This window comes from Parafrankia sp. BMG5.11 (assembly GCF_004337455.1).
Genome location: NZ_SJXI01000027.1, coordinates 44,287 through 59,535, shown reverse-complemented (window position 1 = coordinate 59,535; position 15,249 = coordinate 44,287). Strand labels below are relative to the sequence as shown.

General features: G+C 64.0%; 16 protein-coding genes. 1 reads left to right on the top strand and 15 read right to left on the bottom strand.

All coding sequences use genetic code 11. The features are described 5' to 3' along the window. The 15 genes from E0504_RS18335 to E0504_RS18265 form a co-directional block, all read right to left on the bottom strand. Positions 1-486, bottom strand: coding sequence for a MaoC family dehydratase (locus E0504_RS18335; protein ID WP_131625189.1), 486 nt, complete (start codon positions 484-486; stop codon positions 1-3). Then, positions 483-1,268 (bottom strand): SDR family oxidoreductase, encoded by a 786-nt coding sequence (locus tag E0504_RS18330; RefSeq protein WP_131625188.1) that lies wholly within the window; start codon positions 1,266-1,268, stop codon positions 483-485. The genes E0504_RS18335 and E0504_RS18330 overlap by 4 nt, the downstream gene beginning before the upstream one ends. Next, positions 1,265-2,443 (bottom strand): acyl-CoA dehydrogenase family protein, encoded by a 1,179-nt coding sequence (locus E0504_RS18325; RefSeq protein ID WP_131625187.1) that lies wholly within the window; start codon positions 2,441-2,443, stop codon positions 1,265-1,267. Before E0504_RS18325 ends, E0504_RS18330 begins: the two co-directional genes overlap by 4 nt. Continuing rightward, the gene (locus E0504_RS18320; protein WP_131625186.1) at positions 2,440-3,495 is read right to left on the bottom strand and encodes an acyl-CoA dehydrogenase family protein; all 1,056 of its coding nucleotides are present in this window, start codon (positions 3,493-3,495) and stop codon (positions 2,440-2,442) included. Before E0504_RS18320 ends, E0504_RS18325 begins: the two co-directional genes overlap by 4 nt. 3 nt (positions 3,496-3,498) lie before the next feature. Beyond that, on the bottom strand, positions 3,499-4,404 hold the full coding sequence (locus tag E0504_RS18315) for an SDR family oxidoreductase (protein ID WP_131625185.1): 906 nt from the start codon (positions 4,402-4,404) through the stop codon (positions 3,499-3,501). A 67-nt stretch (positions 4,405-4,471) separates the two neighbouring features. Beyond that, positions 4,472-5,623: an acetyl-CoA C-acetyltransferase gene (locus E0504_RS18310; RefSeq protein ID WP_131625184.1), complete on the bottom strand. Its 1,152-nt coding sequence runs from the start codon at positions 5,621-5,623 to the stop codon at positions 4,472-4,474. 9 nt (positions 5,624-5,632) lie between these two features. Continuing rightward, positions 5,633-6,565, bottom strand: a complete 933-nt coding sequence (locus E0504_RS18305; protein WP_131625183.1) for an acyl-CoA dehydrogenase family protein — start codon at positions 6,563-6,565, stop codon at positions 5,633-5,635. Then, complete coding sequence (locus E0504_RS18300) at positions 6,565-7,728, bottom strand: acyl-CoA dehydrogenase family protein (protein WP_131625182.1); 1,164 nt, start codon at positions 7,726-7,728, stop codon at positions 6,565-6,567. Before E0504_RS18300 ends, E0504_RS18305 begins: the two co-directional genes overlap by 1 nt. Continuing rightward, a complete protein-coding gene (locus E0504_RS18295) occupies positions 7,728-8,477 on the bottom strand; it encodes an enoyl-CoA hydratase family protein (RefSeq protein ID WP_131625181.1) in 750 nt (249 codons plus the stop codon). The genes E0504_RS18300 and E0504_RS18295 overlap by 1 nt, the downstream gene beginning before the upstream one ends. A gap of 8 nt (positions 8,478-8,485) precedes the next feature. Continuing rightward, a complete protein-coding gene (locus E0504_RS18290) occupies positions 8,486-9,574 on the bottom strand; it encodes a nitronate monooxygenase family protein (protein WP_131625180.1) in 1,089 nt (362 codons plus the stop codon). Next, positions 9,571-10,479 carry an enoyl-CoA hydratase gene (locus E0504_RS18285; protein WP_131625179.1) on the bottom strand — a complete coding sequence of 303 codons (909 nt, stop codon included), beginning with the start codon at positions 10,477-10,479 and terminating at the stop codon, positions 9,571-9,573. The genes E0504_RS18290 and E0504_RS18285 overlap by 4 nt, the downstream gene beginning before the upstream one ends. A 1-nt stretch (position 10,480) precedes the next feature. Next, complete coding sequence (locus tag E0504_RS18280) at positions 10,481-11,266, bottom strand: CoA-transferase subunit beta (protein ID WP_131625178.1); 786 nt, start codon at positions 11,264-11,266, stop codon at positions 10,481-10,483. An 11-nt stretch (positions 11,267-11,277) separates the two neighbouring features. Further along, a complete protein-coding gene (locus tag E0504_RS18275; protein ID WP_207974566.1) occupies positions 11,278-12,147 on the bottom strand; it encodes a CoA transferase subunit A in 870 nt (289 codons plus the stop codon). A gap of 14 nt (positions 12,148-12,161) precedes the next feature. Further along, on the bottom strand, positions 12,162-13,088 hold the full coding sequence (locus tag E0504_RS18270; protein ID WP_131625177.1) for a VOC family protein: 927 nt from the start codon (positions 13,086-13,088) through the stop codon (positions 12,162-12,164). A 4-nt stretch (positions 13,089-13,092) separates the two neighbouring features. Then, positions 13,093-13,857, bottom strand: coding sequence for an SDR family oxidoreductase (locus E0504_RS18265; RefSeq protein ID WP_131625176.1), 765 nt, complete (start codon positions 13,855-13,857; stop codon positions 13,093-13,095). A 174-nt stretch (positions 13,858-14,031) separates the two neighbouring features. On the opposite strand from E0504_RS18265, the gene E0504_RS18260 reads away from it, so the two are divergent. After that, positions 14,032-15,246: a flavin-dependent monooxygenase gene (locus tag E0504_RS18260; RefSeq protein ID WP_207974449.1), complete on the top strand. Its 1,215-nt coding sequence runs from the start codon at positions 14,032-14,034 to the stop codon at positions 15,244-15,246. Positions 15,247-15,249 lie beyond the last annotated feature (3 nt).

The window sequence follows — 15,249 nt, the reverse complement described above, 5'->3', positions numbered from 1 at the left end:
TCAGACTCCTTGGGGAAAATAGCGGCTGATGGTGTCGACGACGCATGCCGGCTTGTCTTCCGGTGACCCGCCATCTCCTTCGATTTGCACTGTAACGCGAACGACCGATTGCACAGCACCCTTCATTTCCTGGACCGCGACGATCTCGCCGACAGCCCGGATTCGGCTTCCCACGCGAACGGGTGATAGGAATCGCAGCCGGTCGGCTCCGACGTTCACCGCGTGAGCGAAGCCACGCACTTCGATCAGCTCGGGCAGGAAGTGATTGACCAGACTCATCGTGAGATAGCCGTGGACGATCGTACCCCCGAACGGCCCCGCCTTGGCCCGTTCGACGTCGATATGAATCCACTGGCGGTCGCCGGTCACCTCGGCAAACCCGTCGACCCTTTGTTGGTCGACCAGTAACCAGTCCGTCGGCCCCAGCGCCGTCGCCTCGCTCCCGATGAGCGCCTGGGGCGTGTCGAAGATGCTCGGCTCGCTCACGCCCGCTGGCTCGATACAGGGACGATCTCACCGGTCATGTAGCTGGACAGTTCGCTAGCGAGGAAAATCATCACGTTGGCCACTTCCCATACTTCGGCGGGGCGGCCGTAGGCTTCCTTTGCGACCAACTTCGCGAGCGCTTCCTCGGTGGTCACTCTCGCCAGAAATGGATGCATCGCGAGGCTCGGCGCAACGGCGTTGATGCGCACACCGTGTTCGGCCGCTTCCAGCGCCGCGCACCGGGTGAAAGCCATCACGCCTGCCTTCGCCGCGGCATAGTGCGCCTGGCCCTTCTGCGCCCGCCAGCCGAGCACCGAGGCATTGTTGACCATCACGCCGGAACCCGCCGCGTACATGACCGGCAAGAACGCCCGCGTCATGCGGAACAGACTGGTCAGTGTTACATCGAGCACCCGGCCCCACTGCTCGTCCGTCATGTCGACCACGCTCGCTTCGCCGCCTAGCCCAGCGTTGTTCACTAGCACATCCACCCTACCAAGAGCGGCAAGAGAAGCCTCGCGAAGACCGCCGATCGCCTCTTCGCTGGTCACGTCGCAGACGAACGTCGCCGGACGCGCGCAACCGACTTCGTCGGCGATCTGGTCGGCGGCCTCGCCCAGCCGGCGTTCGTGGAAATCGCTGATCAGCACCGTCGCACCTTCTTCGGCAGCGCGCTTGGCGACCGCGAAGCCGATGCCTGTGCCGGCGGCGGCGGTTACCACCATCGTCTTTCCGCCCAACAGGTTGCGCGGGCTGGGGTAAGGGGGGACCGGAACGCTCATGTGTCACCTCGAGGCTCGCGCGGAAGCCCTAGGCCGCGTTCGGCTATCAGGTTGCGCTGGATCTGGTTCGTGCCGCCATAGATCGTGTCGGCTCGGCTGAAGAGGAACAGGTTGGGCAGTTGGCCCCATTGGTAGGCTTCGCCGTCGGCGATTTCGCCGGTCTGCCCGAGCACGTCCATCGCCAGCTCGCCCAGGTTTCGGCGCCAAGTGGCCCACTGAATTTTGTAGGTCAGCGCAGCGCCGTCGATTGCGGAATGGTCCGTCTTGGACAACATCCGAAGCGCGCCGTAGCGCATCAGGCGTAGACCGACTTCGGCCTTGGCGATTCGCTGGCGAATCAATGAATTGCGCGCCTGGCCATTCGCCTTGGCCGCGACGATGATGGCGTCGAGCTCGTTGCGAAATCCCATCTGCTGGCCGAGCGTCGACACACCGCGTTCAAAGGCGAGCAGACCCATCGCAACCTTCCAGCCCTCTCCGGGACCCCCAATCATGCTGCTCGCGGGACATGTCGCCTCGGTGAAGAAGACCTCGTTGAATTCTGGGTCGCCATTCATCTGCTTGATCGGGCGCACTTCGATTCCGGGCTGATCCATTTCAAGCATGAGGAAGCTCAGGCCTCGCGGACCCCTGGACCCTTCCTCACTTCGCGCAATCACGAATATCCAGTCGGACAGGTGCGCCAGGCTGGTCCAGACCTTCTGACCGTCGACGATCCAGCGATCGCCCTCGAGCAGCGCGCGCGTTCGTACGTTGGCTAGATCGGACCCTGCATTGGGCTCCGAAAAGCCCTGGCACCAGATAGAGGTTCCCGCGGCGATACCGGGAAGAAAGCGCGCCTTTTGGTCATCGCTGCCGAAAGCCAAGATAGTGGGCCCCGCCAATTCAACCCCGATGTGGTTGATGCGGCCCGGGGCGCCCGAGCGTGCATACTCCTCGGCAAAGATGACCTGCTGCGCCAGAGTAGCATCCCGCCCGCCCCACTGCCGCGGCCAGCCAATGCACGACCAGCCGTGCGCGGCGAGTTGCTGCTCCCATTCGCGCCGGCGCTCCGGCTTGCTGGTCAGCTCGTAGATTCCGCGAATGTCAGCAAAATCGCCCCGCATCTGCGCCTGAAGCCATTCGGCGCACTGGTCGCGGAACGCCTCATCCTCGGGAGAGAAACCGAGCTTCACGCGGCCTCGTCCAGCAAGTTGCGGGCGATCTGTTCGCGGTGATACTCGCCATCGCCCAGCATCGACTGGATCGAGCGGGCCCGCTTGAAAAGCAGGTGCGCGTCGTGCTCCCAGGTGAAGGCGATCCCGCCGTGAAGCTGGATCATATCCCCCGCGCACTTGAAGAAGGCGTCCGCGCAAAAGCACTTGGCGGCATGGAGCGCGACCAGCTCCTCGTCCGATTCCTCGTCGACCGCGCAGGCTGCCCAGTACACCGCGCTCCGTGCCTGTTCGATTTCGATCATCATGTCGGCGAGTCGGTGCTTGTAGGCCTGGAAAGAGCCGATCGGACGGCCGAACTGGACCCGTTCGCGGGCGTATTCCACCGTGCGATCGAGACACGCCTGCGCCCCGCCCAGCGCTTCGGCGGCAAGGCACAGCCAGCCGCCCGCCTGTGCGGCCGCGATCGCGCTCGCCGGGTCGGCCAGGGGTTCGGCAGCCGCATCGTCAAATGTTACTGTGGCCAACGGGCGCGTCTGATCCATAGTCGTGTGCGCGGCCGCGCACACGCCCGGCGAGTCGGCGCGGATAAGCCAGGCGTCATCGGCCGCATGAACTATGAGCATATTTGCAATGGCGCCGTGTGGTACGAAGCGGGCTTCGCCCTTCAATCGTCCCTCGGCGTAACAAACCGTCGCCCCATCGGCCCAGGCCGCAATCGCCTCTCCCGAAACGAGCTGGGGAAGCCATTCGCCTCGCTGCTCGGCGCTGCCGCCGGCCGCGATCGCCCGTCCGGCCGTCGCGAGACCTAGCATCGGCAGGGCCGCGACCCGAGCGCCCGCTGCTTCGGCCACGATGGCGAATTCCACCATGCCGAGTCCGCTGCCGCCATACTCTTCGGACAGGCCAATGCCGGACAATCCCATCGCGGCGCAAAAAGCGGACCACAGTGCGCGATCGATCCCGTCTTGCGCCATCGCGTCCCGCGTTCGCTCGCTCGTCGCGTTCTCGGCAAAAAATCCGCGCACCGTATCGGCAATCATCGCCTGTTCTTCGGTGAAGGCGAACTCCATCGTTCAGCGCGCCCCGTATACAGGCTTGACCGGCTCGCGCGTATCGAGGAGCGAGCGCACGACCTGATCGAGTTCAGCTGCCTCGTACCGGGCGCCCTTTTCTCGGGCCGGACTGTCGGTCCATCCTTGCGAGAGGAATATCTCGCCGCCCTTCAGCTCAAAGACTTGCCCGGTCACGCCCTTCGACTGGTCAGACACGAGGTAGGCCACCAACGGCGCCATGTTCTCCGGCGCATAGACATCGAACGCGCCGTCCTTCGCATCCATGTCGAACGCGCCGGTCTCGGTCATTCGCGTACGCGCGTTGGGCGCGATCGCATTGGCCGTCACGCCAATCCGCCCGAGCTCGGCCGCCTGCACCAGCGTGAGCGTGGCAATCCCGCCCTTCGCGGTCGAATAGGCCGACTGACCGACGGAGCCCTGCAGCCCCGCACCGCTCGTGGTGTTGATGATCCGCGCGTCGACCGGCCGGCCGGCCTTGCTCTGACTTCGCCAGTATTCGGCAGCGTGGCGGCTGGTGCAGAAGTGCCCCCGAAGGTGGACCCTGATCACTGCGTCCCACTCCTCGGGACTGCAGGTGAAGAACATGCGGTCGCGCACGAAGCCCGCATTGTTGACCACCGCGTCGAGGCGCCCGAAGTTGTCGATAGCTGCGCGTACCATGCGCTCGCCCGCGTCCCACTCGGCCACGTCATCGGTATTGGCGACCGCCTCGCCACCCAGCGCGCGAATTTCATCGACCACCCGCTCGGCGGCGCCTTTGGTCTCGCCTTCCTCGCCGTGCGTGCCCACGCCAAGATCGTTGACTACGACACGGCAACCCTGGCGCGCCAGTTCGAGCGCGTATGCCTTTCCAAGGCCGTTGCCCGCACCGGTGACGATCGCCACGCGTCCTTCGCAAATTCCCATCGTCAATATCCGTCCAAGGTCTGTGGCAAGTCAGCAGTGAGATCTGCGGTCGCAGTGGCGATCACTGTCACAATCTTTCGATTATCGTCACGTTGGCTTGACCGCCACCTTCGCACATCGTCTGAAGGCCATACCGGCCGCCGGTGCGCTCCAGCGCGTTGAGCAGCGTGCACATGAGCTTCGCGCCGGTCGCGCCGATGGGATGGCCGAGTGCGATCGCACCGCCCTGGACGTTCACCTTCTCGTGCGGGATACCGAGTTCCTTCATCCAGGCTAGCGGTACGCTGGCGAAAGCCTCGTTGCATTCGAACAGGTCGATGTCGTCGATCTTCATCCCCGATCGTGCGAGGGCATGGCGGGTAGCCGGAATCGGCCCCGTGAGCATCCAGACCGGATTGGCAGCGCGAACAGCTAAGTGGTGAATGCGCGCACGCGGCTTAAGGCCATGGTCCTTCAGCGCCTGCTCGCTCACCACCAGCAACGCCGCTGCGCAGTCGCTGTTCTGGCTGGCGGTGCCGGCCGTCACCAGCCCGCCCTCGCGAACCGGAGCAAGGCTCGCGAGACCTTCTAACGTCGTTCCCGGACGGATAGTCTCGTCGCGGTCGAGCCCCGCGATCGGCGCCACCTCACTGTCGAACCAGCCATTGTCCCACGCAGCCTGCGCCCGCATGTGGCTGGCCAACGCGAACTCCTCCATGTCGCGCCGGCTGATGTTCCACTTTTCGGCAATCATCTCGGCTGAGCGGATCTGGTTGACCTCTTCGTCCCCGTAGCGGGCATCCCATCCCTCGGAACCGATGAACGGACTGTCGAAGCCATAAGCTTGTCCCGCGATCATAGCGGCCATGATCGGGATGCGGTTCATCGCCTGGCTACCGCCCGCAACCACCATGTCCTGCGTCCCGCTCATCACCCCTTGCGCGGCGAAATGGACCGACTGCTGGGACGATCCGCACTGTCGGTCAATGGTGACGCCAGGCACCTCCTCGGGCAACCCGGCGGCGAGCCAGGCAGTACGGCCGATGTCGCCAGCCTGCCCGCCGATCGTCTCGGTGCATCCCCACACCACATCGTCCACCGCTGCGGGGTTGATGCCGGTGCGCTTGATCAGTTCGCGGATCGGGTGCGCGCCGAGGTCAGCAGGATGAAGCTGCGCCAGTGCGCCCTTCTTGCGCCCCACGGGCGAACGAACGGCATCGACAATGTAGGCTTCGGGCATGCTGCGTCCTTACGCGAATGTGTGTTGCGGGCCGATCGGATGTCGGTCGCTAAGCACGGCGTCATCAACCCGGTTCTGGTGAAAGGCCTGGGCGCCCCACGCGCCGGCGAGAGCCCAGCAGCGCTTCATCCAGTAATGCAGGTCGACTTCATAAGTGTAGCCCATTGCGCCGTGCACCTGGATCGCGCTTTCGGCCGATAGCATCGCTGCGTCGGTCGCGGCGACTTTGGCATGGCTGACGTGGAGGCTGGCGCTCGTGAGACCGTCGACCATCGCCTGCGCCGCGCGCCATATCACGGGGCGGGCGAATTCCAGCGCCAGCGCGACATCGGCGAGCTTGTGCTTGATCGCCTGAAAGCCCCCGATCTGCTGGCCGAATTGTTCACGAATCTTGCTGTATTCGATCGCCTGGTCGAGCATTGCTTCACCCAGGCCGACAAGCTGGGCAGCCGCCATCAGCGCGCCGATGTCGAGCAGTAACCGGTCGTCAGACGCGTCTTCAGGAAGCCTCGACAGGCGCCGCAATGGATCGACACTTTCGAGCCGGTCGCAGCTCCCGTCCGCCTGCCACGCATTGACGGAGTGAGCAGGCGCGAATGCCTTTTCACCGCTCGCAATCGCCGCAAGATCGGTCTCCTCGCCGCGTGCAATCAGCCACGGAACAGCAACGAACGCCGTATCGACCAGCGGCTCGGCGAGCGCCACCCTGCCGCACTCGCGTGCGATTAGTGCCGCATCGAGCAGATCGAGACCGAGCCCTCCGTGGTCCTCCGGGACCAGCAAGCGGGTCAACCCCATTTCGACCAGGCCGGACCATATCTGCGGATCCCGCGCCTTCCGGACATCGAGACGGCGCAGCACTTCCGGGCCATGCGTTCCGGCAAGGTAATCGCGCACGGCCTCGGCCAGCTCGAGCCGCTCTTCGAGAATCCGGAAGTCCATCAGCCGGCCCCTACCCGTGGCAGGCCGAGCAGACGCTCGGCGGTGATGTTGCGCTGGATCTCATTCGATCCGGCGTAGATCGGCCCCGAAAGCGAGAAGATGTAGCCCTCCAGCCAGTCGTTCGGCGTCCCATTGAGCAAGGGCCGTAGTTCGGCCTGCGCCCCAAGGATCTGCATGCCCGTGCGGTGCATCGCACGGTCGAGCTCCGACCACCAAAGCTTGTTGAGGCTAGCCTCGGCGCCGATCTTTCCACCGGCCATGATCTTCGCGGCCACCGCGTAAGTGTTGTAGGCGTAGGCCTGAGCCGCCATCCAGGCCTTGCTGACTGCATCGCGGATCGCAGGCGAAGCGTTCGCTTCGTGCTTGCGATACAGTTCGACCAGTTTGGCGGCGGTCGCCTGGAAGCGCCCGGGAGACCGCAGCATCAGGCCGCGCTCGAACCCCGCGGTAGCCATCGCGACGCTCCACCCCTCGCCCTCGCCGGCCAGACGGTTTTCGACCGGAATCCGCACATCGTCGAAGAACAGTTCGGCAAAGCCGGTGTCGCCGTGAATCTGGCGGATGGGGCGGCGAGTAATCCCGGGGGTGTCGAGATCGAACAGCAGGAAGCTCAAGCCCTTGTGCCGCTTGCTGCCATCCTCGGTGCGAAACATCCCGAAGCCCCAGTCGGCGAACGCAGCTCGGCTCGACCAGGTCTTCTGGCCATTGATCACGTAATGGTCGCCGTCGCGCTGGGCGGTGGTCTTGATGGCGGCCATGTCGCTGCCGGCGCCGGGCTCGGACCATGCCTGTGCCCAGATGACTTCGCCGTTGGCCATGGGCGTGAGAAAGCGCGCTTTCTGTTCGTCGGTGCCGAATTCCATAATGGTCGGACCGAGCAGGAAGATACCGTTCTGGTTGGCGCGGTTGGGCGCACCGGCGGCAAAGTACTCTTCCTCGAAGATCAGCCACTGGATGAGGTCGAGCCCGCGCCCGCCGTAGGCTTCGGGCCACGTCACCATGCCCCAGTTACCGCTTGCAAGCGTGCGTTCCCATGCGACATGCTGGTCATAACCGTCCTGCCGCTCGAGCGTCACGAGCGGTTCGCGCGGCACATGTGCCGTCAACCATTCGCGTACCTCGGCACGAAACGCCTGCTGCTCGGGGGTGTAGGTCAGGTTCATCAGAACTTCGCCGCGCCCTTCTTGTCGACGAAGGCATCGCGCGCCGCCTGGCTGTCCTCGTGGCCATACATCTCGAGGGTGAAGCCCTGCTCGATCCGGTACATGTCGCTCGGATTCCAGGGCTCGATCAGGTTGAGCGCTTCTTTGGCAAGCTCGAGCGCCTTGCGGCTCTTGCCCGCAATGGTCTCGGCAAAGGCGAAGGCCTCGTCACGCAACCGGTCGAATGGGACGATCTTTTCGATCGATCCGTGCCGATGAAAATCCTCGACCGGAATGCGTCCGCCGGTGAAGAAGTTGGAACGGACTTTCTGTACCGGCAGCATGCGGCTCATGAACGCGGCCCCGCCCATCGCTCCGCGGTCGATCTCGGGCAGCGAGAAAAACGCACCCTCCGCAGCAATCAGGCAATCGCAGGCGCCCGCGATGTTGACGCCGCCGCCGATGACGAAGCCATGCAACGCGCCGACGACCGGTATCGGGCAATCGCGGATCGCCCGGAAGGTGAGGAAATTGTTGCGGTTGAGCTCGGCAATGCGTTCGGGATGCGCTTGCATTTCCTTGATGTCGACGCCGCTGCAGAAGCCGCGCCCCTCGGCACGGATCAGGAGGCAACGAGTTTCGGGGTCGCTCCCGGCATCTTGGACGAGCTGCGGGATCGAGCCCCATCCGGCCGTATCGAACGCGTTGACCGGCGGGTGGTCGAACAGGATCTCCGCGACCCGGCCGTGCTTGGTAAGTGTAATCGGCATTGAGGCTCTCAGGCTGCGTGGGGTGTGGAGAGGGCTTGCGGCCCCGTGAGCGCGGAAATGCGATCGCGGGCTTCGGCGACGATGCGATCGACCAGTTCCTGGCAGCTCGGCACTTCAGTGATCCGACCGCCGACAACTCCGGTCGCCATCACCCCGTTTTCGATGTCACCATCTACTACCGCGCGCTGGATCAGCATCGGCATAGTGGCCGCCATCAGCGATTGCCGGAGCGAGCCGCCGTCCTTGGTCATTTCGCGCGCGCTGCGCAGCAGGTCCCCCCAGCTCGCCCCGGTGCGGCGTTTCATCAGCATTCCCGCTTCGTACGCTCTGAGCCATCGTCCGAGCGGCCCCGAACGCTCGATCCGGTCCATCATCGGTGTGCGGACCATCCGCTGGGGAATGCCGTCGAGCTTGGTGGTCACCAGGATGTCGTCGGTGCCCGCTCCGAGATAGCCGGCCTTGGTGCTCTGCGGCACGGGGCTTTCCCGGGTGAGCAGGAAGCGCGTACCCATGGCGATCCCGACCGCGCCATAGGCGAGCGCCGCCGCGAGACCCCGACCGTCGCCAAATCCCCCCGCAGCGATAACCGGCACGTCGACTGCATCCAGAACTTGCGGCAGCAACACGGTGGTCGGAACCGAGCCCGTGTGGCCGCCGCCTTCGCCGCCCTGCACGGTGATCATGTCGACGCCCAGCTGGGCCATCTTCACCGCATGCTTGACCGCGCCGACGGTGGGCACGCACAAAATGCCCGCGTCCTTGAATCGCGCGATCATCTTCGCGTTGGGTCCGCGTCCGAAGCTCACCGCCCGCACCTGCTCGCTGTTCGCAAGGATAAGATCGACGATTTGTTCCGCGCCCGGCTGGAAGCTGTGGAAGTTGACGCCGAACGGACGATCCGTCCCGCGCCGCACCGCGAGGATTTTCTCGCGCGCCTCGTCCGGTGTCATGACCGCCGCGCCGAGAAAGCCAAAGGCGCCCGCGTTGCTGCTGCCGATCACGAGCGACGGCTCCGCCACCCAGCCCATGGCGGTCTGGATGATCGGGTAGCGGCATCCGAGCCGCTCCACCATCACCGTGCGCAGCGGAGCGTTCATGACTTCGCGGCGTCCTTCTTGTTCGCCTCGGCCATGGCCTTGCCGTCCATCCCGGCGATCGAGCTGCCCGTGACGAGATCGCTCTGGGCATGCGCGAAGTGGTGCATGTGATATTGGGCATCCATCGCCGAGCGCTTGCCCATCAATTCCTCGACGTGGTTGATCGCCTGCTTCGTCAGCCAATTGCCGAGCCGCGGTTGCTCCGCGAGCTTGTCGGCCATTTCCGCGACGGTATCGCGCAGGTCGTCGCGCGCGACGACGCGATTGACCATTCCGAACTGCTCCGCACGCTGGGCGCTCATGCGCTCTCCCAGAAGGAGAAATTCCTTCGCGATGCGCGGCGGCAGCTCGTAGGCATGAGCAAAGTATTCCACGCCCGGTATGCCCATCATCCGGTTGACCGGATCCTGGAAGAACGCGTCGTCGCTGGCGACAATCAGGTCGCACACCCAGGCTAGCATGAGGCCGCCTGCCACACAGGCGCCCTGCACCATCGCTATCGTCGGCTTGGCGCAATCGCGCCACCGGCGGCACATGCCGACGTACTGCTCCTTTTCGCGGGTGTAGAGCAGCTCTGCGGCAGGCTTGTTGACGTGACCGGGGACCAGCAGGCGATTTTCGAAATGGGTGTGCAGGTCGCGACCGGGCGTGCCGATGTCGTGTCCGGCGGAAAAGTGCTTGCCGTTGCCGCCCAGCACGATGCAGCGCACCTGATCATCGTTCGTCGCCCGGATGAAGGCGTCGTCGATCGCGAACGTCATCTGGCCGTTTTGCGAATTGTTGAACTGCGGCCGGTTGAGCATGATCCACGCCACGTTGCCCACCACTTCGTAGGTAACCGGCTCGTCGGTCTCATACGTCACGTCGACCTGCGCGGGTTCGACGAGTTTGTTGAGCTCGCTCATGTTAGCCCTTCCTTCCGGGTGGATTGTCCTTGAACGCCTTCGAGCGCACGTTGTGCGGATCGAGCTGTGCGATCAGGGTGAGCTGGGAAGCGCTCGGCGCCGGCGTTTCGGGAATTTCGTTGCCGATCTTGCCGAGCTCAAAGCCGGTGTTGTCCTGGACTTCCTCGAACGACACGCCCGGATGCAGCGATACCACTCGAATGGCGTGATCGGCGCCGCCGAAGTCCATCACCGCCAGGTTGCTGACGATGATCCGTAGGTCGAGCCCCTTGGGCGGTTTGCCATTCAGATACCGGTCGGGATTGTATCCCGCCATGCATACGAAATCGACTTCATCAGGCACGAACGCGCGCGCGTTGTGGCTCGGCATGAAGAAACTATTCGGGTGATAGACTGAATTGCCGGGAAATCCGCGCGCGCCGAGCATCGCGACCTTTGGATGCTCATGACTGCCGATGACGCTGATATTGGCCTGGCCAAAACGGTCGAGTTGAACCGGGCCGACCATGGCGTGACGCCGGCCGCCCCACAGCGCGTCGAACACGCGCGCGTAGTTCCCGACTCCTTCGATGATCCCGACGCGGCCACCGGGCGGTACCGGGTCATCGCCATACCACAGTTCGCCGTCTGTCGTCTGAAGGGCCGGATTGAAGGTCTTCTTGGCGAGTGCTGTGCCGAGGCGCGGGAGCGGACCGATGCCGGTGGCCATGATCTCGCCGTCGTTGCGCCAGGCTTCGGCGCACGCGGTAATGACCAGTTCGGCAAGGGAGAATTCGGTATCGGTCATAACGCTGCTCCTCAATAGACCGGCTTGGGAAGAGCACGCAGCGCGTCGGCGCCGCCGACCGCGTCGAGGTAGGCACCCTCCCCGATGTCGACGAAGCGCTTCGTGTATTCGCCCCACGCTTCGGGAGAATCCGCGCTGGCGACGTAGGTTTTCAAATGTCCCAGGTCGAGGTGATAGTCCGGATTGGCGCTGGTCGGGTGCGCTCCATACGGAGCTTCCACGATACCGGTGATGCGCGCACGCTCGACCAGCGCGAAGCGGGCGCTGCCCTCCATGTCCAGATCTGCGGTGCTCACCAACCGTTCGGTACTGGCGTAGACCTTGTCGGCGGCCCGGCAGAACAATTCATCAAAGAAAGGATCAGGCGAGATGGTCAGCACATTTCCCTTTTCGTCGCTGCGATGAGTGTGGATGAGGGCCGCGTCGAGCGAGAGCGCTGGCGCCGCGATCAACTCCTCGGCGTCCGCGTATGGGCTGGTCACGGTTTTGAATTCGATGCCCTTCTGGCGGATGATGTCGGTGCCGATCCCGATGCGGGTCGGCAGGAAGGGTAACTGCATCGCAGCGGCGCGCAGCATCCAGTGGAACATCCCCTCGTCGAGCTCGGCCACCTCGATCGAACCAGTCTGACGAGCAATGCGGAAATGCGGCTCGAGGGGAAACTGGTCGAGGCTAACGAAGGCGAAGATCAGCTTCTTCACCTTGCCGGCCGCGCATAGCATGCCCACGTCGGGCCCTCCATAGGAGGCGATCGTCAGGTCCTTGAGATCAGAGCGCAGGATCTCGCGGATCAGCGCCATGGGCTTGCGGCGTGTCGCCCAGCCGCCGATCCCGATGGTCATCCCATCGTGTAGCTGCGAGACCACGTCGGCCGCGGTCATCCTCTTGTCGAGCGTCACCGGGCTGTCTCCTTTGCCGCTTCGCGCTGGGCTTTTTGCCACGCCCACTCGTGTCCCCATTCGCTGGGTTGCAGGTGTGCGGTCGGCACCCACGTCGCAGGATCGATCACCAGGGGATCGCAGCCGATCTCCAAATCGTAACCGCCTGGGGTCTGCATGTAGAAGCCGAAAGTCTGGTCGTTCACGTGGCGTCCGATCGTCGCGCTTTCCGGAATACCCGCGGCGCGCATGCGGTCGTGGCACCGCCCGACATCAACCATTGTCTTCATCTCGAGCATCAGGTGGACGCACCCCGCCGGCGGTCCGGGCATTTCCCCGATCGCCAGCGAATGGTGCCGTCCGTTTGCCGCGTGCATGAAGGCGAAGCGCATGCCCGGATCCTCGGGATCGTCGGAAAACTTGAAATGGGGAAAGTCGGTGTTGCGAAAGCCCAGGGCGAGGTAGAACTCGTGGGTCGCATTGAACCCCGGCGGCGGAGCGGCAAACACGGCATGGCCCATGCCCATGTCGCCGGTTATGAATTCGCTGACGCCGGCCGGCGAAACAAAATCGACGTCAGGGGCGGAGTCGCCGACGAAGAATTCGAGCCGGTTGCCTGACGGGTCGGTCGTTCCGAATAAAGCGTCAACGTCTCGCGCCTGCGCATCGCCCTGACGCCCGATCTCGACAGGGCGGCCTGCCTCCTGCGCCACCCCTTGCAGGCGTTCGAAATCCGCAGGGCTTTCCACTTGGTAAGCGGCGGTCACTCGCTCCGCGGCCGCTGGCCGAACCCAGAATCGGAACCGGCGGCGATCGAGGGCATAGTAGACGCCCTCACCCTCTCCTTCACTCCGCATCAAGCCAACGACATCGACAAGGAATGCGTCCCAAGCCGCGGGATCCGGACTATCGATGATCACGTAACCGAGTGCTTGAACCCCCATCAGGTCAGTCTTCCTTCAGCAGTTCGAGGAAAAACGGCCGCTCACCGCCGCCGTCGATGTTGATGCGAGCTCCGCTCACCCAGCGGGATCGGTCCGAAGCCAACCACAAGACCGCTTCCGCTAGATCGTCGCCGGTACCCATCCGCCCCATCGGAATGGAGGCCGCCACTTTAGATTGAGCGCTAGAGTCGCCGTAAGTCTGGTCGGCCGTCTCGGTCGCCATCAACCCGGCAATCAGCGCGTTGACGCGAATGCCGTCAGGACCCCATTCCTGAGCCAGGCTCTGGGTCAAATTCAGCAGTCCGGCCTTCGCCGCTCCATAGGCTGCGGTGCCCGGCGAAGGCCTTATGGCCGAAACGCTGGCGATGTTCACGATCGAGCCGCCGCCGGCTGCCTTCAGGGAAGCGTGGGCCGCCTGCATCATGTACATCGGGGCGCCAAGATTGAGCTTCACGATGGCATCGAAGAAGCGCGGGCTCGCGACGGCGGCCTCAGCCTGCGGAGAGCCGCCGGCGTTGTTCACCAGGATATCGAGCGAGCCGAAGTTAGACACGCAGCGCTCGACGACCGCGCGGGCGCCATCGGGTTCGCGGATGTCGGCCTGCATGTAACTGATGCGCGAGTCGGGATCGGCTGGCTCCGACCGCGCGCAGACAAGTACCTTGCAACCTGCGCCAGCAAGCGCAGCGGCGATCGCGCGGCCGAGGCCACGCGTACCACCGGTCACGACCGCGGCTTTGCCCGCCAGACTGTCTGGAACGCCTGTCAAAAATCCTCCAACCCGTAATCTCAACCCGGCGCGGTCATTCCGCACCCGAAATCGCACAGTATCGAAAGTGAAACCGCTTTTCAATTGACGATTTGCGTATTCAATGGCAGAGATTTCTACGAATGAGGCGGGTCAGCCCGTTACGAGACGACCTTGTGGGAAGGAATGCAGGGAATGGCGAGCGTTGCCGAAATGAAGCCCTCTTCGACCGAAGCTCCTTCGGGCGAGCAACTCATCGAACGCGCGCGCGCCATGATTCCGGCGCTAAAGAAGCGTGCGCGCCAGTGCATCGCGGACCGCGACGTGCCGGCCGAAACGATCTCCGACATGCAGGCGGCGGGATTTTTTCGCATACTCCAGCCTAAGCGCTTCGGCGGCTATGAGATGCACCCGAATGTCTTCTTCGACGTGCAGAAGCTGCTTGCCGAAGGGTGCATGTCGACCGGCTGGATGTATGGCGTGCTCGGCTGTCATCCGTATGAGCTCGCTCTATTTGATGATCGCGCTCAGCAGGAAGTGTGGGGCGAAAGCCAGTCCACACTGGTGTCCTCGACCTATCAGCCGGTTGGCAAGGTGACGCGGGTCGACGGCGGGTTCCGGCTCTCGGGTCATTGGGGGTTCTCGACCGGCTCGGTGCATTGCGATTGGGTCCTGCTGGGAGCTGTCGTGCCCCCCGCCAATCAGGGCGACCCGTTCGACATGCGCACGTTCCTGCTTCCGCGGTCGGACTACACCATCGACCGAGACAACTGGCATGTGTTCGGGCTCAAGGGCACCGGCAGCCATGACATTATCGTCGATGACGTGTTCGTGCCCGAATACCGTACGCACAAGGCAAGCGACGGCTTCCTGTGCCAGAATCCCGGCCAGGCCGAGAATGACAGCGCGCTCTACTCACTGCCGTGGGCACAGGTGTTCGTCCGTTCGGTTTCGACCGCATGCCTCGGCGGTACTCGGGCGGCCATCAATGCGGCGATGAAGATCATGGAGAGCCGCATCTCCACCAACACGGGCAAGGCATCGAAAGCCGATCCGATCCTGCATGCCGCGATTGCCAGGGCTCACTCCCAGTTGCTCGAGATGGAGTTGACCCTCAGGACGACGTTCGATGACTTGATGGATACTGCGGAGCGCGGCGAGACGGTGCCGATGGAAAAGCGCGCACTGTTTGCGTACAACTCTTCGACCGTAGCGCGCCGCTGTGCGGCCCTCGTCGACGATATGGTTCAGCTTCTGGGCGGTCGCGCGATCTACGAAACCAGCGAAATCATCCAGCCCTGGCTCGATATCAACGCGGCGCGCGCGCACGTGGCCAACGATCCGAATAACCGAACGCTGGACGTGGTCGGGACCCAACTCGGCCAGGCGCCCACGTTCACTTTCGTCTAAGAA

Excerpts from the sequence above, each read along its gene's own strand:
- E0504_RS18330 (WP_131625188.1), bottom strand. The coding sequence starts at position 1,268 with ATGAGCGTTCCGGTCCCCCCTTACCCCAGCCCGCGCAACCTGTTGGGC.
- E0504_RS18320 (WP_131625186.1), bottom strand. The coding sequence starts at position 3,495 with ATGGAGTTCGCCTTCACCGAAGAACAGGCGATGATTGCCGATACGGTG.
- E0504_RS18315 (WP_131625185.1), bottom strand. The coding sequence starts at position 4,404 with ATGGGAATTTGCGAAGGACGCGTGGCGATCGTCACCGGTGCGGGCAAC.
- E0504_RS18310 (WP_131625184.1), bottom strand. The coding sequence starts at position 5,623 with ATGCCCGAAGCCTACATTGTCGATGCCGTTCGTTCGCCCGTGGGGCGC.
- E0504_RS18305 (WP_131625183.1), bottom strand. The coding sequence starts at position 6,565 with ATGGACTTCCGGATTCTCGAAGAGCGGCTCGAGCTGGCCGAGGCCGTG.
- E0504_RS18300 (WP_131625182.1), bottom strand. The coding sequence starts at position 7,728 with ATGAACCTGACCTACACCCCCGAGCAGCAGGCGTTTCGTGCCGAGGTA.
- E0504_RS18295 (WP_131625181.1), bottom strand. The coding sequence starts at position 8,477 with ATGCCGATTACACTTACCAAGCACGGCCGGGTCGCGGAGATCCTGTTC.
- E0504_RS18290 (WP_131625180.1), bottom strand. The coding sequence starts at position 9,574 with ATGAACGCTCCGCTGCGCACGGTGATGGTGGAGCGGCTCGGATGCCGC.
- E0504_RS18285 (WP_131625179.1), bottom strand. The coding sequence starts at position 10,479 with ATGAGCGAGCTCAACAAACTCGTCGAACCCGCGCAGGTCGACGTGACG.
- E0504_RS18280 (WP_131625178.1), bottom strand. The coding sequence starts at position 11,266 with ATGACCGATACCGAATTCTCCCTTGCCGAACTGGTCATTACCGCGTGC.
- E0504_RS18275 (WP_207974566.1), bottom strand. The coding sequence starts at position 12,147 with ATGACCGCGGCCGACGTGGTCTCGCAGCTACACGATGGGATGACCATC.
- E0504_RS18270 (WP_131625177.1), bottom strand. The coding sequence starts at position 13,088 with ATGGGGGTTCAAGCACTCGGTTACGTGATCATCGATAGTCCGGATCCC.
- E0504_RS18260 (WP_207974449.1), top strand. The coding sequence starts at position 14,032 with ATGGCGAGCGTTGCCGAAATGAAGCCCTCTTCGACCGAAGCTCCTTCG.